Source organism: Rathayibacter sp. VKM Ac-2927 (assembly GCF_022815525.1).
Lineage (GTDB): Bacteria > Actinomycetota > Actinomycetes > Actinomycetales > Microbacteriaceae > Rathayibacter > Rathayibacter festucae.
In genome coordinates this window covers 13,841-36,551 of sequence record NZ_JALGRT010000006.1, presented here as the reverse complement: position 1 = coordinate 36,551, position 22,711 = coordinate 13,841, and the positions used below count along the sequence as shown (strand labels likewise).

The window sequence follows — 22,711 nt, the reverse complement described above, 5'->3', positions numbered from 1 at the left end:
TGTCAGCGGACCTTCGCGATAGCGCGGCGCTCGGCCGCGGGGGAGACCGCGAGCTCGCCGCGGTCGGTGGGGAGGAGGTCGTCGAGCGCGTCCGCGTCGACGGAGGAGGCGATCACCGTGAAGGAGCGCTCCTTCTGCGCGGCCTTCGCGCGGGCCCGGTCGAGCTCGGCGCGGATCCCGTCGCGCAGCTGCGGGTCGGTGACGGTGTCGAGGTCGTCGAGCACGAGCAGCGGCGGAGCCGTCTCGAGCGCCGCGCGCACCTCGGCCACCGGATCGGCCGCGCCGGCGAGCCGGACGAGTCCGACGCGCCCGCGGACCGCGGAGGAGCGGATCGGCACGACGAGGCCGTCGACCTTGAGCCGGCCGGCGTCGGGGGCGAGGCGCCCCGCGATCGTCAGCAGCAGCGCGGTGCGGCCCGAGCGGTGCGGGCCGTGCACGACGAGTGCGCCGCCCGCGGGCACCCGCACGTCGACGTCGCGGTAGACCGGGCCGTCGGGACCGTCGAGGCACAGCCCCTCGGCCGCGACCGCGTCGCTGGCGCCGGGCTCGGGCCAGTCGGCGAGAGCAAGCTCCTTGGTCAGGCCCTCGCCCTCCACGTCGAAGGAGGGGAGCACCCGGTCGAGCCAGCGCGGCATGTGCCAGGCGCGGTCGCCGAGGAGATGCAGCACCGCGGGCACGAGCGTCATCCGCACGATGAAGGCGTCGACGAACACGCCCACCGCCAGGCCGAGCGCGATCGGCTTGATGTTGGTGTCGCCCTCCGGCACGAACGCCGCGAAGACGGAGAACATGATGATCGCCGCCGCGGTCACGACCTTCGCCGAGCCGACGAAGCCCGACTCGACCGCCGCGCGGGCCGGACGGCCGTGCACGTAGTCCTCGCGCATCCGCGAGACGAGGAACACCTCGTAGTCCATCGCCAGCCCGAAGAGCACGCCCATCAGGATGATCGGCATGAAGCTGATGATCGGGCCGGTCTTGTCCACGTGCAGGGCGTCGGCGAACCAGCCCCACTCGAAGACCGCCGCGACGGCGCCGAAGGACGCGCCGACCGAGAGCAGGTAGCCGAGCGTCGCCTTCAGCGGCACCCAGAGCGAGCGGAAGACCATCGTCAGCAGCACCAGCGAGAGCCCGACGACCAGCAGGCCGAACGGCAGCAGCGCGTTCGCCAGGGTGTCGGAGATGTCGATGCCGACCGCGGTCTGCCCGGTGACCGCGAGGTCCACCCCGTAGGTCTCCTCGAAGTAGTCGTGCTTGTCGCGGATCTCGGCGACCAGCGCCTTGGTCGCCTCGGAGTCGGGGCCGCCCTCGGGGATCACCTGGATGATCCCGGTGTCGGCGGTCTCGTTCGGGGTGGCGAGCGGCACGGAGGCGACGCCGTCCAGGCCCTCGATCTCGGTCTTGAGGTCGCCCATCAGGCCGAGCGGGTCGGTCGATCCGATGATCGTGCCGGTGACGATGAGCGGGCCGTTGTAGCCGGGGCCGAAGTTCTCGGCGAGCAGGTCGTAGGTGTCGCGCGCGGGGGTGCCCTCGGACTGGTAGCCGGCGTCGGGCAGCGCGAGGCGGAGGCTCAGCGCCGGGATCGACGCCATGCCGAGCACGCCGACGACGGCGATGATCGTGAGGATCGGGAAGCGGGTGACGACGCGCACCCAGCCGCGGAAGAAGCCGCGCGGGACCTCGGCGTGCACGTGCGAGCCGGGGGAGGGGGCGGTCGCGTCCTCGGCGGCGTCGGGGTCGGTGTGGGCGCCGGTGGTGACGGCGGCCTTCTCGGCGCCGGAGGTCGCGGCAGCCTGCTTCGCGGCGGCCTTCTTCGCCTTCCGCTCCTTCGGCCGGAGGCGCTCGCCGGCGAAGCCGAGCAGCGCGGGGGTGAGCGTGAGGGCGATGACCACCGCGATCGCGACTCCGCCCGCCGCCGCGATGCCCATCGTGGTGAGGAACGGGATGCCCGCGACCGAGAGGCCGGCGAGCGCGATGATGACGGTCAGGCCGGCGAAGACGACCGCGGAGCCGGCGGTCGCGGTCGCGCGGGCGGCCGACTCCTCCGGCGCCATTCCCTGCTTCAGCTGGTCCTGGTGCCGGCTGATGATGAAGAGCGCGTAGTCGATGCCGACCGCGAGGCCGAGCATCAGCGCCAGCAGCGGCGTGGTGGAGGAGATCGAGGCGAAGCGGGTCGCGATGAAGATCGCGGACATCGAGAGCGCGACGCCGAGCAGCGCGGTCACCAGCGGCATGCCGGCGGCGAGGAACGAGCCGAAGGTGAGCACCAGGACGACCAGCGCCACGAGGAGGCCGATCCCCTCGGTGACGGTGACGCCGGGCAGGCTCTGGGAGAAGAGGTCGCCGCCGAGCGAGACCACGGCGCCCGCGGGGAGCGCGTCCTGGAGGGTGGTGGCCTCGGCCTGGAGCGCGTCCCGCGACGCCTCGGAGGTCGTGGTGGCGGAGCCGTCCATCTGCGTGGTGATGACGAGCGCGTTGCCGGCCTCGGAGATCGTGCCCTCGACGGTGTCGGAGTAGGGGTCGGTGACCGCCGCGACGCCGTCGATCGCCTCCAGCGCGGTGACCGCCTCGCCGACCGGGCCGCTGATGTCCGCGTCCTCGACGCTGCCGCCGTCGGGCGCGACGACGACGTAGCGCGCCGAGGTGCCGCTGACCTGCGGGAAGGTGCGCTCGAGCTGGTCCAGCGCGGTCTGCGACTGCGTGCCGGGGATGGAGAAGGTGTTGTCCGTGCCCTGGTTGAGCAGCAGCGCGCCGCCGCCCGCGAGGACGACGACGGCGAGCCAGAGGACGGCGACCAGCCGGTGGGCGCGGAACACCCAGCGGCCGAGTCGGTAGAGCATCGACGACACGCGTGTCTCCTGACGACGGGGGAGCGGAAAGGGACACGACTCTGTGCTCGGAGAGCGCGATCGTGCCGTCAGCACGAACGCGCGGGAGGCGACGTGCTCGATGCACGACCGTGCTCGATACACGAACGTATCCGATACGCGAATGTATCCGATACAGTGATGTATCTCAACACCGCCGACGCCCGCCCGGGAAGGACTCAGGATGACCGACTCCGTCGAGACCTCCCGCCGGGGTCGGACGCGCGAGCGGCTCCTCGACGCCGCGTACGACGTCTTCGCCGAGACCGGCGTGCACACCGCCTCGGTCGAGCAGATCTGCGAGCGCGCGGGGTTCAGCCGCGGCGCCTTCTACTCCAACTTCTCCACGAAGGAGGAGCTGTTCTTCGCGCTGATGCAGCGGGAGAACGGCGCCCGCCTGGACGGGCTGGTCGAGCAGATGGGGCGCACGATCCCCAAGGTCGCCGAATCGGACGAGCCGCTCACCCCCGAGACGCTCGCGGTCGTCATCCTCGACTTCCTGCAGGGGCCGTTCACCGACAGCCGGCGCTGGTGCGTCGTGCAGTCCGAGTTCGAGCTGCTCGCGCTGCGCGACGCGGCGATCGCTCCGCAGTACAGCGCCTTCCGGGCGGGCTTCGACGCGACCCTCGTCGACATCGTGCGGGGGGCGCTGCAGCAGGTGCACCGCGACTTCTCGCTGGCGCCGACCACGGCCGTCCGCCTGCTGATCGCGAGCTACGACGACGCGGTGAAGACCTCGATCCTCGAGGGCGACTCGGAGGAGGCCGCGCTCGAGCGGCTCCGGGCGACGCTCACCGACGTGGTGCTGGCGATCTCGGCGGAGCGCTAGGCCGGGTGGGCCGGTCCGTCGGGCGCGGAGCCGTCCGGCGCTGGGTCGTCAGGCGCTGAGCCGTCGGGCGCTGGGTCGTGGGGCGCTGAGCCGCCGGCGCAACCGGTCCCGGTGGTGCCCGCGCGCGAGGAGGATGGACCCATGGAACTGCGCCAGCTCGAACACTTCCTCGCCGTCGCGAAGGAGCAGCACTTCACCCGCGCGGCGAGCGCCCTGCAGATCTCGCAGTCGGGCCTGTCGGCGTCGATCCGGGCGCTCGAGAGCGAGCTGGGCAGCCCGCTGTTCACCCGGAGCACCCGCCGGGTCGAGCTGACGCCGGCCGGCCGGGCGATGCTCGCGGAGTCGGAGCAGTCGGTCGCCAGCGCGCTCGCCGCCCGCGACGCCGTGCTGGCGGTGCAGGGCGTGCTGCGGGGGAGTCTCGCGGTCGGCACCGAGGAGTGCCTGGGCGGCGTGCACCTGCCGCGCGAGCTCGCGACCTTCCGGGAGCAGCACCCGGGCGTCGGGCTGCGGTTGACCCATGACGGGTCCGGCACGCTGCTGGACGCGGTGGGCAGCGGGCGGCTGGATCTCGCGCTGGTCGCCGACATCGGCGCGGTGCCGGCGGGAGTGGTCACGCGGCCGCTCGCCAGTGAGGGCTTCGCGGTGCTCGCGCATCCGGAGCATCCGCTGGCCGACCGGCCGGTCTGCCGGATCCCGGACCTCGAGGGGCAGACGATCGTCGGCCTGCAGGAGCACTGGGGCGCGAGCCACCTCGCGGCCCAGGCGTTCGCCGCGCACGGCCTGGCGTTCGAGGTGGAGCTCGAGGTGAACGACGTGCACACCCTGCTCGACCTCGTCGAGTACGGCATGGGCGTGGCCGTCGTGCCGGCGCACTTCGCCGAGAAGCGTCCGGCCGGCCTGCGCGCGGTGCCGCTGGAGGACCCGCTGCTCGTCTGGCGCACGATGGTGGCCCTCCCCGAGCGGCCGACGGCCGCGGCCCGCGCCTTCGTCGCGGCCCTGCCGGCCGCCGCCGCGCGCTGATCGACGGCCCGCGCGGGGCCCCTGCAATGCTGATCGAGCAGCCCTCGGAGCCGCCCCTTCATGCTGATCGAGTAGCCCGCGGAGCGGGCGTATCGAGATCCGCCGTCGTCCGGTGGGTGGGTCTCGATACGCGCTGCGCGCTACTCGACCAGCATGAAGCGATCGCTCAGTCGAGCGAGGCGAGCTCCTCCGCCGTCAGCTCGAGGTCGGCCGCCGTGGCCGAGTCGCGGATGCTCTCGGGGCGCGAGGAGCCGGGGATCGGGAGGACGGTCGGCGACTTCGCGAGCTCCCAGGCCAGGCAGACGACCTGCGGCGACACGTCGTGCGCCTCGGCGACGGTGGCGAACGCCGCGAACGACGTGCCCAGCTCGGCGGCCGAGGTGATGCCGCCCAGCGGGCTCCACGGCAGGAAGGCGAGGCCCAGCTCGGCGCAGAGCTCGAGCTCCGGCTCGCTGGAGCGGAACTTCGGCGAGAACTGGTTCTGCACGGAGACCAGGCGGTCGCCGAGGATCCCGTGTGCCTCGCGGATCTGGTCCGGGTCGGCGTTCGAGATGCCGGCGCGGAGGATCACTCCCTCGTCGAGCAGCTCGGCGAGCGCGCCGATCGAGTCGGCGTAGGGCACCTCGGGGTCGGGGCGGTGGTACTGGTAGAGGCCGATCGCGTCGACGCCGAGGCGCTGCGCGGAGGCGCGGGCCGCCTCCTTGAGGTACTCGGGGCGGCCGTCCTGCGTCCAGACTCCCGGCTCGGGGCGGAGGTGGCCGCCCTTGGTGGCGACGAGCACCCCGGAGGTGTCGCCGCCGTAACCGCGGAGCGCCTCCGCGATGAGCAGCTCGTTGTGGCCGAGGTCGGCGTCGCCGCCCTGGTGGTAGGCGTCCGCCGTGTCGATGAGGGTGACGCCGGCGTCGAGGGCGGCGTGGATCGTGGCGATCGACCGCTCGCGGTCGGGGCGGCCCTCGATCGACATCGGCATGCCGCCGAGTCCGATGCTGCCGACGCCGATGTCGCCGATGCTGCGCTGCTTCATGGGGTCTCTTTCCGGGTAGGGGGTGTCATGGGACGGGAGATCGTCATGCTGGTCGAGTAGCCCCGGAGGGGCGTATCGAGACCACCGTTGTCGGAGGGGCGGGTCTGCAGACTCGAGTTCCGGCGGTGGTGGATCTCGATACGCCCGCTGCGCAGGCTGCTCGATCAGCATGAAATGCGCTCGGTGCGCAGGCTGCTCGATCAGCGTGGAAGGGGAGCGCCCCGCTCGATCAGCGGGGCGGGAGGCTCACCAGGCGTAGTCCTCCGGCGCCGTGCGGTGCCCGGGGAAGATCTCGTCGAGGCGGGCGAGATCCGCGGGCTCGAGCGCGATGTCGACGGCCGCGACGGCGCTCTCGAGCTGCTCCATCGTGCGCGGCCCGGTGATCGGACCGGTGACGCCCGGCTGGTGCAGCAGCCAGGCGAGCGCGAGCTCCCCCGGCGCGATCCCGCGCTCGCGGGCGAAGGCCTCGTACTGCTCCAGCGCGGGGCGGTTCTTCTCGATCGCCTCGAGCGAGCGGGCGGAGGCGCGACGGCTGCCCGACTCCGTCTTCTCGATCACGCCGCCGAGCAGCCCGCCCTGCAGCGGCGACCAGGGGATGACGCCGAGCCCGTAGTGCTGGGCGGCGGGCAGGACCTCGCGCTCGATGTCGCGGACGAGCAGGTTGTAGATGGACTGCTCGGAGGAGAGGCCGGTGAAGCGGCGGTCGCGCGCCGCCTCCTGCGCCTGCGCGATGTGCCAGCCGGCGAAGTTGCTCGAGCCGACGTAGAGGACCTTGCCCTGCTGCACGGCGACCTCCATCGCCTGCCAGATCTCGTCCCACGGCGTCGTGCGGTCGACGTGGTGGAACTGGTACAGGTCGATGTGGTCGGTCTGCAGGCGGCGCAGGCTGTCGTCGAGCGCGCGGCGGATGTTGAGCGCGGAGAGGCGCCCGCCGTTGGGCCAGGAGTCGCGACCGCGCTCGGCGCCGGGAGCGGCGTGCTGCTCCATGTCGCCGTAGAGCTTGGTCGCGAGGACGGTGCGCTCGCGGCGCTCGCCGCCCTGCGCGAACCAGCGGCCGACGATCTCCTCCGTCGCGCCGCGTCCGCCCTCGCCGCCGTAGACGTTCGCGGTGTCGAAGAAGTTGACGCCGAGCTCGTGCGCGCGGTCCATGATCGCGAACGAGTCGGGCTCGCTCGTCTCCGGGCCGAAGTTCATGGTGCCCAGGACGGCGCGGGAGACGGACAGACCGGTGCGGCCGAGATTCGTGTACTGCATGCCTCCAGTTGACGCCGTCGCGGGCCCGGTGTCCAACAGGCGTCGGCGATGGGATTCAGCGGGGGAGGAGGTCAATCGCGCTGCGGGTTAGAGTCTGGGAGTGGCATCGAAGACGACTCAGCGCATCGTGATCGTGCTCGCGAGCACCCTCCTGCTCGCCGGCTGCACGTCGGCGGCCGACATCCCGGACGCGGCGCCGACCGCCGAGGCCGGTGCGGCGAGCTCCGCGACCGCCACGACCGCGCCGAGCGTCGACGCCGGTCCGCGTCCCGTGCCGAGCGTCTCGCTCGCGCCGGTGCCCGTCGCCGCGACCGGCGAGTGCGTGATCTCCGACCTCGCCGGCGGCGGCTCGATCGGCGACGTCGACCTCGAGGTCGTGCGCGACCGGGGGACCCGCGAGGGCGCGGCCGGCACGGTGCGCACCGCGACCGACGGCACGCCCGCCGCCTATGTCGTCGCCGCCGGTGACAACCCGGCCCGGATCGCCGACCGCTTCTGCGTCAGCGCCGACTACCTCGACGCCCTGAACTCCGTCCGCCGCGACGGCGTCACCCTGAGCAGCCTCTTCGGCGGCGACACCCTCAACCTCAGCCCGTCGACGGTCCTGACCGTCGGCGACCAGAACGGCCGCGTCCTCGACAACGCCGAGCCCGAGCCGCTGCCGACCCAGGCCGGCTGAGCCGGTCGTCCTGCCGGCCGTTGGTCTCGATACGCCCCTGCGGGGCTACTCGACCAGCATGGGGCGCAGGCGCCCGCATGATCCTGCTGATCGAGGCGGCTGCCGACTCCTGCTGATCGAGGCGGCTGCCGACTCATGCTGATCGAGTAGCCCGCGGAGCGCGCGTATCGAGATCCCGCGTCACCGGGAGTCGGGTCTGCAGTCCCGCCCTGCTGGCGGTGGTGGGTCTCGATACGCCCCTGCGGGGCTGCTCGACCACCATGGGCGGCGCGTCGGTCAGAGCCCGATCGCGCCGACGAGCACGGCCGAGAGGGCGACCGTGCCGGCGAAGCCGGTGGTCCGGGCGCGGCGCTTCGACGGGTCCTCGAGCCAGGGGAGGGCCTTCCAGCGCACGACGGCGCCCGCTGCCCCGGCCGCCGCCAGCGCCACGAGCGCGAACCACGGCACGAGGGTCACCAGCGTCCAGTCGGCGAGCACCCGCACCAGCAGCAGCACGAGCGCCGACTCGACGCCGCGGGTGAGCACGCGCAGGCGGTCGCGGTCGAGATGCGCAGCGGTGCGGCGCGAGGGGATGCTCCCGAGCGCGAAGCGGCCGACGGTGAAGACCGCGACGGCGAGGGCGATCAGCGTGGCGAGGATCATGCCTCCTCCTCCAGGACGTGGGCGAGCAGGTCGAGGCCGAGCGCGTCGACCGAGGTCGCGGTGCTCGAGTTGACGAAGACGGCGACGCCGCGCTCCCGATCCAGCGCGAGCATGGTCGCGTAGCCGGCGGTGCCGCCGTTGTGCCAGGTCGTCGAGCCGCCGTCGTCCACCGGGGAGGTGAACCAGGTGAGGCCGATGCGGTCGCCGTCGCCGGCGTCGAAGCGCGGCTCGAGAGCGGTCGCGGCCGGAACGCCGAGTGCGGGGTCGTCGGTGAGCAGGGCGCTCGCATACCGCGCCATGTCCGCGGCGGTCGAGCGGACGCCTCCCGCCGGCGCGTAGCCCTCGAGCGTCCACGGGCCGACCGCGCGGCCGCTCTCGGAGTAGCCCGTGGGCGCGTCCGGCGCGAGGGCGTCCGCCGAGACGGGGACCGAGCTGCCGGTCATCCCGAGCGGCGTGAAGATCCGCTCCCGGACCAGATCCGCGTAGTCGGCTCCCTCCGCCCGGGCGAGGGTCTGCCCCAGGACGGCGACACCCAGGTTGGAGTACGCGACCTCGTCCGTTCCGCCGCCGGCGCTCGCCGCCTGGCGCAGGACGTCGTCCGGCGAGAAGGTCGTGTACGGATCGACGCCGCGCAGCTGCGCGACGAGCGTCGCCACCAGGTCCAGCGGGGCCGAGGACAGGCGCGGGAGCCCGGAGCGATGGCTCGCCAGCTCCTCCAGCGTGCCGTCGAAGCCGCCCAGCTCCGCGTGGTCGCCGGCGCGATCGGAGAGGGCGACCGTCCCGGTGTCAACGCTCTGCGCGAGGAGCAGCGCCGTCATCGTCTTGGTCACCGAGCCGATCTCGACCTCCGTGCTCTCGTCGGCGCCGAGGCCCGCGAAGCGGACGCCGTCGGGAGTGACGACCGCGGCGACGAGCCGGTCGCGCGTGCCGTCGGCCTGCTCGGACAGCCACTGGGCGATCGCGGCGTCGCCGGTGCGCTCGTCCGAGAGCCGGGGTGCCGGCGGGCGCAGCAGCACCCCGCCGCCGAGCACGGCGACGGCCGCGGCGGCGGCGATCACGCGGGTTCGGGTTCTCATCGGGGACCTCCTGCGGCGAGAAGGATCGTCAGCAGGGGCACCAGCCGCTCGGGCGGGATGCCGTAGCGCCCGCGCCCTCGCGCCTCGAGCCAGCCCGCCGCGACCAGCTGGTTGACGTGGTGGTAGATCTGGCCGGTCGTGCCGGCACCCTCGCTCTCGGCGAGCTGCGCGACCGTCTCGACTCCGCCCGCGACGGCCTGCAGGAAGCGCAGGCGCACCGGGCTGCCCAGCGCGGCCAGCGCCGCCGGGCCCGGGCTCGACCCCCAGTCGCGCTCGAAGAACGCGTCGGTGCTGAGGCCGTACTGCCACTCGACCGGCCCGGCCGGAGTGGCGACGGCACCCGCGAAGACGACCCCGCCCGGCGAGGGCAGCCGCTCCTTGAGCGCGGTGAGCGCCCAGAACGGGTCGTCCTGCGCCGGGGCGGCCGCGGTGCTGCCGGGCGTCGCGCCGAGCGCGGCCCCCTCGAGCCGCGCCACCCGCTCCCGCAGCTCGTCGAGCTCGCCGGCGAGATCACGTTCGGAGGTCATGCCTCCACTATTGCAAACATTCCGTAATCCCGGAACCCGCGCTCCAGTCCCGGCGCCACTCCTCAAGAATTGTCGTACGCGCTTCCCGAGCACGACAACTTCTGCGCACCCGCGACGCACCCGCGGAGACTCGCCCGCCCCACTCCTCAAAAGTTGCGGTAGCGGCGCGCGACTACCGCAACTTCTGGAGGCTCGGCCGGAGGCCCCGGCGGGTGGCGCGGGCGACTCCTCGAAAGTTCCGGTAGCGGCGCGCGACTACCGCAACTTTTGGAGGGTGGGGTGGGCTCCGGAGCGGAGCCGCCCGGCGTCAGGCGAAGCGGGACGGCAGCACGGCGCCGTTCACGGTGCGCAGCTCCTCGAGTGGCACCGCGAAGAGGCCCTGGACCTCGACGACGGGGGACTCGGCGTCGGTGACGCCGATCCGGAGCACGGGGTAGCCCCGGCCCTCGCAGAGCCCGCGGAACTTCACGTCGTCCTCGCGCGGCACGGACACCAGCACGCGGCCGGTCGACTCCGAGAAGAGGGCTGCCGTGGCGTCGACGCCGTCGCGCTCCATCAGCTCGTCGAGCCAGATCCGCACGCCGACACCGAAGCGCAGCGCGGACTCGGCCAGCGCGACGACGAGTCCGCCGTCGGCGAGGTCGTGCGCGGAGGCGATCAGCGACTCGGTCGAGCCGGCCGCGATCAGCTCGGCGAGCGACTTCTCGGCGGCGAGGTCGAGCTGCGGGGGACGGCCGCCGAGGTGGTCGTGCACGGTGCCGGCCCAGGCGGAGCCGTCGAGCTCGTCGCGGGTGACGCCGAGGAGGTAGACGTTGTCGCCCTCGTCCTGCCAGCCGGAGGGGATGCGGCGGGCGACGTCGTCGATGACGCCGAGCACGCCGACGACGGGGGTCGGGAAGATCGGCACGTCGCCGGTCTGGTTGTAGAACGAGACGTTGCCGCCGGTGACGGGGATCTCGAGCTCGAGGCACGCGTCGGCGAGCGCGCCGACGGCCTCGCGGAACTGCCACATCACCTCGGGGTTCTCCGGGCTGCCGAAGTTGAGGCAGTCCGAGACGGCGACGGGCGTCGCTCCGGTGACGGCGACGTTGCGGAACGCCTCGGCGAGCGCGAGGCGCGCGCCCTGCGCGGGGTCGAGCTGGCACCAGCGGCCGTTGGCGTCGGTGGCGACGGCGAAGCCCAGGCCGGACTCCTCGTCGACGCGGACCATGCCGCCGTCGTCGGGGTAGCTCAGCGCGGTGTTGCCGAGCACGTAGCGGTCGTACTGCGAGGTGATCCAGCTCTTGTCGGCGAGGTTCGCGGAGCCGAGCAGCGCGAGGGTCTCGGCGCGGAGGGCGTCGCCCTCGGTCGAGCGCGGCAGTCGCGAGGAGGAGTCGGCCTGCAGGGCGTCGAGCCAGGCGGGGTAGGCGATCGGGCGCTCGTAGACCGGGCCGTCGACGGCGACGGTGCGCGGGTCGACGTTGACGATCTCCTCGCCGTGCCAGTTGATGATGAGCCGGCCGGAGTCGGTGACCTCGCCGAGCACGCTGGTCTCGACGTCCCACTTGCGGACGACCTCGAGGAACGCGTCGAGCTTCTCGGGGCGGACGACCGCCATCATCCGCTCCTGCGACTCCGACATCAGGATCTCCTCGGCCGTCAGCGAGGGGTCGCGCAGCAGCACCGAGTCGAGCTCGATGAACATGCCGCCGTCGCCGTTGGAGGCGAGCTCGGAGGTGGCGCAGGAGATGCCGGCCGCGCCGAGGTCCTGGATGCCCTCGACGAGGTCCTTGCGGAACAGCTCGAGGCAGCACTCGATGAGCACCTTCTCGGCGAACGGGTCGCCGACCTGCACGGCGGGCCGCTTGGTCGGGCCGCCGTCGGCGAAGCTGTCGGAGGCGAGGATCGACGCGCCGCCGATGCCGTCGCCGCCGGTGCGCGCGCCGAACAGCACGACCTTGTTGCCGACGCCGCGGGCGTTGGCGAGGTGCAGGTCCTCGTGGCGGAGGACGCCCACCGCGAGCGCGTTGACGAGCGGGTTGCCCTGGTAGACGGAGTCGAAGTACGTCTCGCCGCCGATGTTCGGCAGGCCGAGGCAGTTCGCGTAGAAGGAGATGCCGGCGACCACGCCGTGCACGACGCGCGCGGTGTCCGGATCGTCGATGTCGCCGAAGCGCAGGGCGTCCATCACGGCGACGGGGCGGGCGCCCATCGAGATGATGTCGCGGACGATGCCGCCGACGCCGGTGGCCGCGCCCTGGAACGGCTCGATGTAGCTGGGGTGGTTGTGGCTCTCGATCTTGAAGGTGACGGCCCAGCCCTCGCCCACGTCGACCACTCCGGCGTTCTCGCCCATGCCGACCATGAGGTTCTTCTTCATGGCGGGCGAGACCTTCTGCCCGAACTGGCGGAGGTACATCTTCGACGACTTGTAGGAGCAGTGCTCGCTCCACATCACCGAGTACATCGCCAGCTCGCCGCTCGTGGGGCGCCGGCCGAGGATCTCGCGGATGCTCGCGTACTCGTCGGGCTTCAGCCCCAGCGCCGCGTAGGGCTGCTCCTTCTCGGGAGTGACGGCCGCGTTCGCGGTGGTGTCGGGAACGGCGATGCGGGCGTCTGCGGTGCGGCTGTCTGCCATGTGCTGGAGGCTCCAGGAGAGAGGGTGGGGATGCGCGACGATCCTACCGGGGCGGGCGCTCGGCGCTCGGGGGCGGCCTCCGGGCGTCCTGCCCGTCGATCGGGCACCGCCTAGGATCGGCCGGGTGGAGCGGGGGATCGGCACGGCGCGCGGGAGCGAGACGGCGCGGGCCGTCGGCACAGCGCGGCGGATCGGCGCGGCGCGGTCAGCGGCCGTCCTCGCGACCCTCCTCTGGGCGCTCTACCAGTGCTTCGGCAACCTCGGCGCCGCGAACGTCTCCTCGGACGAGCCCGTCTACCTCTCCGCCGGCTGGAGCTACCTGCACGGCGACGTGTCGCCCAATCTCGAGCACCCGCCGACCGCGAAGTACCTGATCGGACTCGCGCAGGTCCTGCTCGGCGAGGGCCTGCTCGCGGGGCGGATCGCGGCCGGCGCGGCGACCCTCCTCACCGGCGTCATCCTCTGGTTCTGGCTGAAGCGCGAGCTCGGCACCGTCCTCGCGCTGATCCCGGCCGGCCTGTTCCTCCTCTTCCCGCGGACCACCGCGACCGGCGGCACCCGGATCGACCGGCTCGCGCTCCTGGAGCCGTTCATGGTGCTCTTCGCGGTCGCCGCGATGGCCGCCGCCTGGGCCTGGGCGCGACGCGGGGCGGCGGGGGAGCGCACTGGCGGGCTGATCGGACTCGCCGGCGTCCTCTTCGCGCTGTCGGTCACCTCGAAGCTGACGACCCTGGCGCTCGCGCCGGTGTTCCTCGTGCCGCTGCTGCTGATCGGCGACTTCCGCCGGGCGCTCCGGGGCTTCGCGGCCTTCGCGCTCGCCTTCCTCGTGACCGCGGTGCTCGCCTACCTGCCGGTGCACCCGGTCGAGGCGATCCGCTACCTGCTCGACTTCCAGAGCGAGCACAACGCGAGCGGGCACATGATCGACGTCGCGGGGGCGCCGTACCGCTTCCCGCCGTGGTGGGCGAACCTCTGGTTCATGCTGTCGGGCGTCGGTCCGGCGGCGCTCGCCGTGCTCGTGCTCGGCGGGCTGCTGGCGCTGCTCGCGCCGCGGCGGCGGGCGCTGGTGCTGTACCTGGTGGGCGCGACGCTGCTCCTGCTGGTCTTCCACCTGCTGATCAGCGCGGTCGCGCTGCCGCACTACTACGTGGCGTGGGCGTGGCTGCTCTGTGTACTCGCGGGGGTGGGGATCGCCGAGGCGCTGCGCGACGGGCTCGCGCTGCCGTGGCGGATCGCGCGGCCGGTCGGCGTCCTGCTGCTGGTGGCCTCGCTGGTGATCGCGGCGGCGACCTCCGCCGGCATCGCGCAGGAGCGGCCGACCGGGATCGCGCGGGTGGCGGGCGCGCTGCACGAGCGCGGGCTCGACGGCGGGCTGGTGCTGGTGCAGGGGATGTCGTCGGGGGTCTACGTGCCCTACATCGGCGATCGGTACACGACGGATCCGGCGTCGGAGGGGATCGTCGCGATCGCGATCGAGGAGTCGGCGCGCTTCCCGCTGGATCCGCGGGTCGAGGAGTACCTGGCGACCGATCCGACCGTGGTGCAGCTCGACGAGCTGCGGCTGGTGCTGACGGACGGGCCGCTGCCGGCGGAGTGACCGTGGTGTGCGCGGATGCGCTGCACAACATCAGCTGAGAAGGGGGTGCCTCCGCTGTGGGGCGAGGGACCCCCTTCTCAGCTGATGTTGTGCGCGGGAGTGCGCGCTCAGGCGGAGCGGCAGGGCCCGGAGTCGACGGTCGCGGTCAGCGACGGCGCCTCGGCGGCCACCGGTCCGAGCACCGAGAGCGGGATCGCGTAGCCGACGTTGTCGACCGAGGCGGCCTTGCCGAACACCACGCCCGAGACGGTTCCGTCGAGCGAGAGCAGCGGTCCACCGGAGTTGCCCTGATTGACGAGGGCCGCGAGCGTCAGCACCTCGCGCGAGGTCGGCGCGCCGTCGACCATCAGCGAGACGGTGGCGTCGGAGGAGATCTGCGCGGCGCCGAGGGTCAGCGGTCCGCCGAACGGGTAGCCCGCCACCACGCCGTCGTCGCCGGCCAGGACCGCGTCGTCGAGGGCGAGCGGCGCGGCGGAGAGCCCGTCGACGGCGATGACCGCGAGGTCGGCGGCGGCGTCGAGGTAGACGACGCGGCCGGTGCGCGGCGGCTCGTTCGGCGCCTCGACCACGGGCTGCGAGACTCCGGCCACCACGTGCGCGTTGGTGACCACCCGGTCGTCCGAGACGACGAAGCCGCTGCCCGTGACGCCGACGTCGCAGGCCCAGGCGGTGCCGGAGACGCGCACGACCGAGTCGGTGGCGGTCGCGACCTCGGGGTCGTCCGTCGCGACGCTGGGGATGACGGGCGCCTCGGTCGGGGCGTCGAGGGCCTCGACGATCCAGGAGGTGCCCTCGTCGACGACGGTCGACTGGAGCTGGGCGAGGAAGCCGCGGACCGGGTCGGGCGTGAGGTCGTCGATGGTGCGGATGACGGTGGAGCCCGCGACGGAGGTCGTGACCAGCGGCACGCCGAGCAGCGAGACCGCCGAGGTGACGGCGATCCAGACGAGCCCGGTGATGGCGACGCCGGCGACCCCTCCGGCGAGGCGGTCGAGGAGGCCGAGCTTCACCTTGTCGGCGCCGCGGCCGAAGACGGCGCCGATGGTCGCGCCGATCGCGTAGCCGACGCCGAGCAGCAGCACCGCGGTGCCGATCACGGCGAGCAGCCGCCACTCGCTGCCGGCCGCCCAGGCGGAGACCGCGGGAACGGCGAAGGAGGCGGCGATCGCCCCGGCGACCACGCCCGCCAGGCCGCCGAGCGTGCGGAGGAAGCCGCGGCGCAGGCCGTCGACGAGCGCGCCGATGAGGCTCAGCACGACGACGGCGTCGACGATCACGGATGCGCCCATGCGGAACTCCTCGCGGGTCGGGATCCTCCAGCATGACCGACCGCGGTTGCGGGGACACCCGGAGGACCCTGCGAGTCCCGGACTCTGCATGCTGGTCGAAAGGACGCGGCCGCGCCGCCACATGCTGGTCGAGTAACCCCGCAGGGGCGTATCGAGACCCGCCGTCCTCAGAAGGGCAGGTCTGCAGACCCCCGTTCCGGCGCTGATGGATCTCGATACGCCCGCTTCGCGGGCTACTCGATCAGCATGAGGTGCGGATCCATTCGGCAGAGATGCCCGCTTGCATGCTGGTCGAGTAGCCCCGCAGGGGCGTATCGAGACCCGCCGTCCTCAGAAGGGCAGGTCTGCAGACCCCCCTTCCGGCGCTGGTGGATCTCGATGCGCCCGCTTCACGGGCTGCTCGATCAGCAGGGCTTCCCCCTGCGCGCGGCCTAGAAGAAGGAGATGCAGTACGGCGCCGCGATCGGCGAGAAGAAGCGGTCGACGCCCTCGTGGTCCGCTTCCGCCAGCGTCACCGCGCCGGCCCGCGCCAGCGTGGACGGGCGGGCGGAGCCGAGCAGCAGCGTGCCGAGGTCGGCGACGTCCAGCGACAGGGTCGCCGCGTCGTCGCTGCGCTCCACGCGGCCCTCGCCGCCCTCGACCGTGATGCGGTAGGTGCCGTCGACGAGGCCGAGCTCGTCGCGGACCGCGAGCACCAGCGTGCCGTCGCTCGTCCACGGCCGCGCGCCGAACGCCGCCGCCACGTCGAGCACGCGGGTCCAGATCAGGTCGGCGACCTTCGTCACCTCCACGACGCGCGCGTCGCGCAGGGCCCAGGTCAGCGGGTCGTCGACGGGCGCCATGTCCCAGGTGACGGTCGAGGCGAGGTCGACGGCACCGAGGAAGCCCCAGAGCCCGAGGTAGGCGTCGGCGGTCGCGGCGACGAGGTCGACGACCTCGAGGGTGCGGTCGTCCTCGTCGGGCCCGACGGCCTTGTAGGTGACGTAGCCGTCGAGCTGTCCGTCGGCGTCGAGGTGCACGGCGGAGCGGACGGCGCGGCCCGGCGCGGTCTCGCCGGGCTCGGTGCCGACGGCGTTCGCGGCGTAGCGCGACTGGCGGGTCAGCGAGCCGGGGGTGCGCGCGTGGAAGGCGCGGAAGACCTCCTCCACCCGCGACTGCAGCCAGGTCGTCGCGACGACCTCGACGCGGCCGGCCGGCTCGACCTGGAGGGCGAAGCGCGGGCCGGTGTCGACGCGGATCGAGCGGGTGAAGGCCGAGCGGCCGAAGCCGAATCGGCGGTAGATCGAGGCCTCGCTCGCGGTGAGCACGGCGACCGCGGCGCCCGACTCGCGGGCCAGGCGCAGGTCGTCGGTGATCATGGCGCGGAGGATCCCGCGGCGGCGGTGCGTGGCCCGGACGGTGACCTGCGAGACGAGGTGCGCGGCGAGCTCGCGCCCGCGGCCGACCTGCAGCGAGCCGGGGAACGCGGCGTAGGTGGCGACAGGGACGGACTCGCCGTCGATGCCCTCGGGGGAGGCGGAGTCGTGCACCGCGGTCAGCTCGCGCTGGTCGGCGACCATGTGCTCGGCCCAGTCGCGCCACTGCTCCGGCGTGTACTCCTTCTCGTGGAAGCCCGCGTTGATCGCGGTGCCCCAGGCGGCCGTGGCGGCGTCGGGTCCGCCCTCGGCGGTCAGGGCGGCGGGGAAGCGACGGAATTCGAGACCGGGAAGGGACATCCGTCCAGCTTAGGCACCCGGCCTGCGCGGGTGCTCCGGGGGCCGGAGCGGCGGTCGCTCGATGCGTGCCCGAGGTGGGTCAGAGCGCGCGCCAGCGCTTCTCCAGCGCGTCGTCGACGGCCTCCGCCAGTGCGGCGAGCGCCCCGGGGTCCGGCGCCGCCGCCACGACCTGCGCGCAGGCCGCCGCGATCACCGCGCGCCGCCGCGGCAGCGTCGCCGTGAAGCCGCAGTCGCGCAGCAGCAGGAGCACCCGCTCGGCCGGCGCCTCGACCGCCGGCGCCAGCAGCAGCCGCCGCTCGAACGGCGCCTCCGGCACCATCAGCCGCCAGAAGCCGTCCGCGTCCTGGAACGCCGCCGGCGGATCCGGCACCCGGGCCAGCAGTGCGAGCGCCGCGGCCAGCCCGTCGACGTCCGCCCGCGCGACGAGCCCGCGCAGCCGCGACTCCACATCCGTCCCGGGACCCGGCCCGAGCGTCACCGCGGCGAGCGCACGCGCGTCGAGCCGTCGCTCCGTCTCCTCGTCCGGCACCGTCTCGTCCGCCGACCACCACGAGAGCAGCGGAGTCGCCGCCACGGCGAAGTCGCCGGGCCGCCGCTCCAGCGCGATCAGCAGGTCCTCCGAGGCGGCCAGCGCCACCAGCGCGTCGACGTCCACGGCGAGCACGGTCCCCGAGGTCGACGGCAGCACGAGGTGCCGCCCCGACGGCGGCACGATCTCCGCCCGGGTCCGCGCGCCGGGCCCACGGGCGCTCGCGCGCAGGATCGCCGCCTCGAGCGTGTCCGAGCCCGTGTCCGATCCCGCCCGCCCCGCACCGCTCCCGAAGATCCGTCCACCGCGCGCCATCCCGCCACGCTACCGTCGGCGGCATGACCCGCCTCGTCGCCCTCCTCCGCGGAGTGAACGTCAACGGCCGCACCGTCCACAGCACGGACCTCGCCGCCACCGTCGCGAGCGTCGGCGGCACGGCCGTCCGCACCGTGCTCGCCAGCGGCAACGCAGCCTTCGACTCCGACCGCGACCCCGCCGAGCTGAAGCCCGCGCTGGAGGCGGCCCTCGGCGAGCGCTTCGGCTACGACGCCTGGATCGTCCTCGTCACGCAGGAGGCGCTCGCCGCGGCCGCCGCCGCCTACCCGTTCGAGCGGATCGACGAGACCGCGCACCCCTACGTCGTCTTCGGCTCCGACTCCGCCGCCCTGGACGCGGCCGAGTCCGCGGTCGGCGCGACCGACCCGGCCGTCGAGCTGCTCGCCCGCGGCGACGGCGTCCTCTACTGGCGCTGCCCGAAGGGCTCCTCCACCGACACTCCGGCCGCCAAGATCCTGGCCCGCGCGGTCTTCCGCTCGACCACGACGACCCGCAACCTCCGCACCGTGGAGAAGCTCGTCACCGCCTGAGGTAGGGACGTCCCGGCCCTTTCCGGCTGAGAGCCTGCACATTCTTTGGTTAGGCTGTCCTTAGTGCACGGCGTCCGTCGCTCGTTGCGCGCCACGACCACAGCCTTCCGAAAGGGAACAATGCCCCGCGCCACCAAGTCGCTCGCGCTCGTCGCGACCGCCCTGCTCACCGTCGGCCTCGCCGGCTGCTCGTCCGCCGCGGCCGGCTCCGACACCGCCGACTCCGGCTTCGAGCCGATCACCATCGAGCACGCCCTCGGCACCACGACCATCGAGTCGCAGCCGGAGCGCGTCGCGACCGTCAACTGGGCCAACCACGAGGTCCCGCTCGCGCTCGGCGTGGTCCCGGTCGGCATGGCCGCCGCGAACTTCGGCGACGACGACGGCGACGGACTGCTCCCCTGGGTGTCCGAGAAGCTCGAGGAGCTCGGCGGCGAGACCCCCGTCCTCTTCGACGAGACCGACGGCATCGACTTCGAGGCCGTCGCCGACACCCAGCCCGACGTGATCCTCGCCGCCTACTCCGGCCTCACGCAGGAGGACTACGACACGCTGACCGAGATCGCGCCCGTCGTCGCCTACCCCGAGACCGCCTGGGGCACCTCCTGGCGCGACACCATCACCTTCAACAGCGAGGCGATGGGCATGGCCGACGAGGGCGCCGCGCTGATCGGCGAGCTCGAGACCGAGATCGAGGAGAAGGTCGCCGCGCACCCGCAGCTCGCCGGCGCCTCGGCGATGTTCCTCACCCACGTCGACCCGACCGACCTCAGCCAGGTCAGCTTCTACACGACGCACGACACCCGCCCGGCCTTCTTCGAGGACCTCGGCCTGACCACGCCGGAGAGCATCGCGACCGCCTCGGCGACCACCGACGCGTTCTCGCTCACCCAGAGCGCCGAGCAGGCCGACGCGTTCAACGACGTCGACGTCATCGTGACCTACGGCGACGACGAGCTCGTGAACACCCTCAAGGCCGACCCGCTGCTCTCGCAGATCCCGGCCGTCGCGAACGACGCCATCGTGCGCCTGCCCTCCACGCCGCTCGGCACCGCCGCGAACCCGACCCCGCTGTCGATCTCGTACGTGCTGGACGACTACCTCGCCATGCTGGCCGAGGCCGCGGACAAGGCGGCGTGACCCACTCCCGCCCGACTGCGTGAGCTCCGACCGCGTGACCCGCACCGCACCTCCCGTCTCGGGTGCCGCCGCCGTGCGGCGCCCGAGGCGTCTGCGCGCCCTCTGGCTGCTCGTCTCGCTGCTGGTGCTGGCCGGTGTCGCAGTGGTGTCGGTGCTGATCGGCTCGCGGGACGTGGCCTGGAGCGACGTGGTCGCCGCGTTCGGCGGCTCCACCGACGGCTTCGGGCAGGCCGCGGTCGCCAAGCGCCTCCCGCGCACGGTCCTCGCCGCGGTCGCGGGCGCCGCGCTCGGGGTCGCCGGCGTGCTGATGCAGGGCGTCACCCGCAATCCGCTCGCCGACCCCGGGATCCTCGGCGTCAACACCGGCGCCTCGCTCGCGGTCGTCACCGGCATCGTCTTCTTCGGCCTCTCCACCGCGACCGGCTTCATCTGGGTCGCGATCGGCGGCGCGGCCGTCGCCGCCGTCTTCGTCTACGTCGTCGGCTCGCTCGGCCGCGGGGGAGCGACGCCGCTCAAGCTCGCGCTCGCCGGCGCCGCCACCTCCGCCGCGCTCGTCTCGGTGATCAGCGCGATCGTCCTGCCGCGCGCCGACCTCTCGGGCGGCATCCGCTCCTGGCAGATCGGCGGCGTCGGCGGCGGCACCTTCGCGAGCATCGGCCAGGTCCTGCCCTTCCTCGCCGTCGGACTCGCGCTCTGCGTGCTCTCGGCGAAGAGCCTCAACACCCTGGCTCTCGGCGACGAGCTGGCGGCCGGCCTCGGCGAGCGCGTGGCCCTGGCCCGCGGCGCGGCGGCCCTCGGCGCCGTCGTCCTCTGCGGAGCGACCACCGCGGTCACCGGGCCGATCGGCTTCGTCGGCCTCGTCGTCCCGCACGCCTGCCGGCTGATCGTCGGCGTCGACCACCGCTGGCTGCTCCCGTTCTCCGCAGTCGCCGGCGCGGTCCTCCTCATCGGCGCGGACGTCGTCGGCCGGATCGTCGCGCGCCCGAGCGAGATCGACGTCGGCATCATCACCGCGCTGATCGGCGCCCCCGTCTTCATCGCGATCGTCCGCCGGCAGAAGGTGCGCGAGCTGTGACCGCCGTGCAGTCCCGGCCCGAGGCCCGCTCCGCCGCGCCCTCCGCCACCGCGCTGGCCGTCGCGGCCGGCCGCCGTCGCCGCGGGGCCCGCCGGCGCGCCGTCATCGCCGTGCTCGTCGCGCTGCTCGTCGTCGTCGTCGCCGTCTCCCTGATCGTCGGGCAGACGATCTACTCGCCGGCCGAGGTCGTCCGGGTGATCCTCGGCGAGCAGGTCCCCGGCGCCTCCTTCACGGTCGGGCGCCTGCGCCTGCCGCGCGCGATCCTCGGCGTGCTCGTCGGCCTCTGCTTCGGCCTCGGCGGCGTCGCCTTCCAGACCATGCTGCGCAATCCGCTGGCCAGCCCCGACATCATCGGCATCAGCGCCGGAGCGAGCGCCGCCGCGGCCTTCGCCATCGTCACGCTCTCGCTCGGAGCGACGCAGGTCTCGGTCCTCGCCATCGCGGCCGGCCTCCTGGTCGCGCTCGTCGTCTACGCCCTCTCCTACCGGAGCGGCGTGGCCGGCACCCGGCTGATCCTGATCGGGATCGGCGTCGCCGCGATGCTCGACAGCGTCACCGCCTACGTGCTCTCCCGTGCCGCCGCCTTCGACTTCCAGGAGGCCAGCCGCTGGCTCACCGGCAGCCTCAACGGCGCACGCTGGAGCGAGGTCGTGCCGGTGCTGATCGCCGTGGTCGTCCTCACCCCGGTGCTGCTCGCCCGCTCGCGCGACCTCTCCGGCACGCAGCTCGGCGACGACACCGCCTCCGCGCTGGGCATCCGGGTGAACCGCACCCGTCTCGTCGTGATCGTCGCCGCCGTCGGCCTGATCGCCTTCGCGACCGCCGCGGCCGGCCCGATCGCGTTCGTCGCCTTCCTCTCCGGCCCGATCGCCGCGCGGCTGGTCGGCCCCGGCCGCTCGCTGCTGATCCCGTCGGCGCTGGTCGGTGCGCTGCTCGTGCTCGTCGCCGACTTCGTCGGGCAGTACGCGCTGGGGCTGCGCTACCCGGTCGGCGTCGTCACCGGCGTGCTCGGCGCGCCGTACCTGATCTACCTCATCGTCCGCAGCAACCGATCGGGAGGGTCCCTGTGACCGCCGAGCACACCCTCACCGTCGACGCGCTCACCCTGGGCTACGGCGACCGCACCGTCGTCGAGGGCCTCGACCTCGTCGTCCCGCCCGGCCGGATCACCGCCATCGTCGGCGCGAACGCCTGCGGCAAGTCGACCCTGCTGCGCTCGATGTCGCGGCTGCTGGCGCCGCGCGCCGGCACCGTGCTGCTCGACGGCAAGGCCGTGCACAGGACGCCGGCGAAGCAGCTCGCCCGCACCCTGGGCCTCCTGCCGCAGTCGCCGATCGCTCCGGAGGGGATCACCGTCGCCGATCTCGTCGGCCGCGGCCGCCATCCGCACCAGGGCATCCTCAGCCGCTGGAACGCGCACGATGACGAGGCCGTCGCGACGGCGCTCGACGCGACCGACACCGCCGCCCTCGCCGACCGCGCCGTCGACGAGCTCAGCGGCGGCCAGCGCCAGCGGGTCTGGATCGCGATGGCCCTCGCTCAGGAGACCGACCTGCTGCTGCTGGACGAGCCGACCACCTTCCTCGACGTCAGCCACCAGGTCGAGGTGCTCGACCTCCTCGTCGACCTCAACCGCAACCGCGGAACGACCGTCGTGATGGTCCTGCACGACCTCAACCTCGCGGCCCGCTACGCCGACCACCTCGTCGCCCTCGCCGGCGGCACCGTGCACGCCGCCGGCACCCCTGCCGAGGTCCTGACCGAGGACACGGTCCGCGCCGTCTTCGGCCTGGACAGCCGGATCATCACCGATCCCACCTCCGGCACCCCGCTGATGCTCCCGCTCGGCCGGCACCGCCTCACCGCCGGCCCGGGCGAGGCCGACCTGCAGCCCCTCGGCTGACCGCCCGGCGCGGATCTCCTCCCCAGGCGCGAGATCCCTCCGTTCTCCACGAAGTTCAAGCC

The 22,711-nt window shown here is 73.5% G+C and carries 19 protein-coding genes; 9 read left to right on the top strand and 10 right to left on the bottom strand.

Annotated elements, in window-relative coordinates; translation table 11 throughout:
- Positions 1 to 2 precede the first annotated feature (2 nt).
- Complete coding sequence (locus MT353_RS16675) at positions 3 to 2,840, bottom strand: MMPL family transporter (RefSeq protein ID WP_279400863.1); 2,838 nt, start codon at positions 2,838 to 2,840, stop codon at positions 3 to 5.
- Between the two features lie 211 nt (positions 2,841 to 3,051).
- On the opposite strand from MT353_RS16675, the gene MT353_RS16670 reads away from it, so the two are divergent.
- Positions 3,052 to 3,696, top strand: coding sequence for a TetR/AcrR family transcriptional regulator (locus tag MT353_RS16670; RefSeq protein WP_123447102.1), 645 nt, complete (start codon positions 3,052 to 3,054; stop codon positions 3,694 to 3,696).
- Positions 3,697 to 3,837: 141 nt separating this feature from the next.
- Complete coding sequence (locus MT353_RS16665) at positions 3,838 to 4,716, top strand: LysR family transcriptional regulator (protein ID WP_243599323.1); 879 nt, start codon at positions 3,838 to 3,840, stop codon at positions 4,714 to 4,716.
- 166 nt (positions 4,717 to 4,882) lie between these two features.
- Here the strand turns inward: MT353_RS16665 and MT353_RS16660 are convergent, their stop codons facing one another.
- Positions 4,883 to 5,740 (bottom strand): aldo/keto reductase, encoded by an 858-nt coding sequence (locus tag MT353_RS16660; protein ID WP_243625362.1) that lies wholly within the window; start codon positions 5,738 to 5,740, stop codon positions 4,883 to 4,885.
- A 246-nt stretch (positions 5,741 to 5,986) separates the two neighbouring features.
- On the bottom strand, positions 5,987 to 6,994 hold the full coding sequence (locus MT353_RS16655) for an aldo/keto reductase (protein WP_123705988.1): 1,008 nt from the start codon (positions 6,992 to 6,994) through the stop codon (positions 5,987 to 5,989).
- Between the two features lie 100 nt (positions 6,995 to 7,094).
- On the opposite strand from MT353_RS16655, the gene MT353_RS16650 reads away from it, so the two are divergent.
- Positions 7,095 to 7,673: a hypothetical protein gene (locus tag MT353_RS16650; protein WP_243615219.1), complete on the top strand. Its 579-nt coding sequence runs from the start codon at positions 7,095 to 7,097 to the stop codon at positions 7,671 to 7,673.
- Positions 7,674 to 7,949: 276 nt separating this feature from the next.
- Here the strand turns inward: MT353_RS16650 and MT353_RS16645 are convergent, their stop codons facing one another.
- The 4 genes from MT353_RS16645 to purL all read right to left on the bottom strand — a co-directional run bounded on the left by MT353_RS16645 (position 7,950) and on the right by purL (position 12,535).
- Positions 7,950 to 8,315 carry a hypothetical protein gene (locus tag MT353_RS16645; RefSeq protein WP_243599320.1) on the bottom strand — a complete coding sequence of 122 codons (366 nt, stop codon included), beginning with the start codon at positions 8,313 to 8,315 and terminating at the stop codon, positions 7,950 to 7,952.
- The gene (locus MT353_RS16640) at positions 8,312 to 9,391 is read right to left on the bottom strand and encodes a serine hydrolase (protein WP_243625361.1); all 1,080 of its coding nucleotides are present in this window, start codon (positions 9,389 to 9,391) and stop codon (positions 8,312 to 8,314) included. Before MT353_RS16640 ends, MT353_RS16645 begins: the two co-directional genes overlap by 4 nt.
- Positions 9,388 to 9,918, bottom strand: a complete 531-nt coding sequence (locus MT353_RS16635; protein WP_243625360.1) for a helix-turn-helix transcriptional regulator — start codon at positions 9,916 to 9,918, stop codon at positions 9,388 to 9,390. Before MT353_RS16635 ends, MT353_RS16640 begins: the two co-directional genes overlap by 4 nt.
- Positions 9,919 to 10,225: 307 nt before the next feature.
- Positions 10,226 to 12,535: a phosphoribosylformylglycinamidine synthase subunit PurL gene (gene purL / locus MT353_RS16630; protein ID WP_243625359.1), complete on the bottom strand. Its 2,310-nt coding sequence runs from the start codon at positions 12,533 to 12,535 to the stop codon at positions 10,226 to 10,228.
- A 124-nt stretch (positions 12,536 to 12,659) separates the two neighbouring features.
- On the opposite strand from purL, the gene MT353_RS16625 reads away from it, so the two are divergent.
- The gene (locus MT353_RS16625; protein ID WP_243625358.1) at positions 12,660 to 14,132 is read left to right on the top strand and encodes a glycosyltransferase family 39 protein; all 1,473 of its coding nucleotides are present in this window, start codon (positions 12,660 to 12,662) and stop codon (positions 14,130 to 14,132) included.
- Positions 14,133 to 14,239: 107 nt separating this feature from the next.
- On the opposite strand, the gene MT353_RS16620 is transcribed toward MT353_RS16625, so the two are convergent.
- From MT353_RS16620 to MT353_RS16610, 3 genes are all read right to left on the bottom strand, one after another.
- The gene (locus tag MT353_RS16620; RefSeq protein WP_243581364.1) at positions 14,240 to 15,421 is read right to left on the bottom strand and encodes a MarP family serine protease; all 1,182 of its coding nucleotides are present in this window, start codon (positions 15,419 to 15,421) and stop codon (positions 14,240 to 14,242) included.
- A 431-nt stretch (positions 15,422 to 15,852) separates the two neighbouring features.
- The gene (locus tag MT353_RS16615) at positions 15,853 to 17,136 is read right to left on the bottom strand and encodes a GNAT family N-acetyltransferase (RefSeq protein ID WP_243615213.1); all 1,284 of its coding nucleotides are present in this window, start codon (positions 17,134 to 17,136) and stop codon (positions 15,853 to 15,855) included.
- A 79-nt stretch (positions 17,137 to 17,215) separates the two neighbouring features.
- Positions 17,216 to 17,980 carry a DUF2254 family protein gene (locus tag MT353_RS16610; protein ID WP_243625357.1) on the bottom strand — a complete coding sequence of 255 codons (765 nt, stop codon included), beginning with the start codon at positions 17,978 to 17,980 and terminating at the stop codon, positions 17,216 to 17,218.
- A gap of 23 nt (positions 17,981 to 18,003) precedes the next feature.
- Between MT353_RS16610 and MT353_RS16605 the strand changes: the two genes are divergently transcribed.
- From MT353_RS16605 to MT353_RS16585, 5 genes are all read left to right on the top strand, one after another.
- Positions 18,004 to 18,531: a DUF1697 domain-containing protein gene (locus MT353_RS16605; RefSeq protein ID WP_243625356.1), complete on the top strand. Its 528-nt coding sequence runs from the start codon at positions 18,004 to 18,006 to the stop codon at positions 18,529 to 18,531.
- A gap of 120 nt (positions 18,532 to 18,651) precedes the next feature.
- Complete coding sequence (locus MT353_RS16600; RefSeq protein ID WP_243599311.1) at positions 18,652 to 19,671, top strand: iron-siderophore ABC transporter substrate-binding protein; 1,020 nt, start codon at positions 18,652 to 18,654, stop codon at positions 19,669 to 19,671.
- Positions 19,672 to 19,705: 34 nt separating this feature from the next.
- Entirely contained in the window at positions 19,706 to 20,746 is a 1,041-nt protein-coding gene (locus MT353_RS16595; protein ID WP_243625355.1) for an iron ABC transporter permease, read from the top strand.
- The gene (locus MT353_RS16590) at positions 20,743 to 21,816 is read left to right on the top strand and encodes a FecCD family ABC transporter permease (protein WP_374204719.1); all 1,074 of its coding nucleotides are present in this window, start codon (positions 20,743 to 20,745) and stop codon (positions 21,814 to 21,816) included. The genes MT353_RS16595 and MT353_RS16590 overlap by 4 nt, the downstream gene beginning before the upstream one ends.
- Positions 21,813 to 22,649 carry an ABC transporter ATP-binding protein gene (locus MT353_RS16585; RefSeq protein ID WP_123447087.1) on the top strand — a complete coding sequence of 279 codons (837 nt, stop codon included), beginning with the start codon at positions 21,813 to 21,815 and terminating at the stop codon, positions 22,647 to 22,649. The genes MT353_RS16590 and MT353_RS16585 overlap by 4 nt, the downstream gene beginning before the upstream one ends.
- Positions 22,650 to 22,711: the final 62 nt, after the last annotated feature.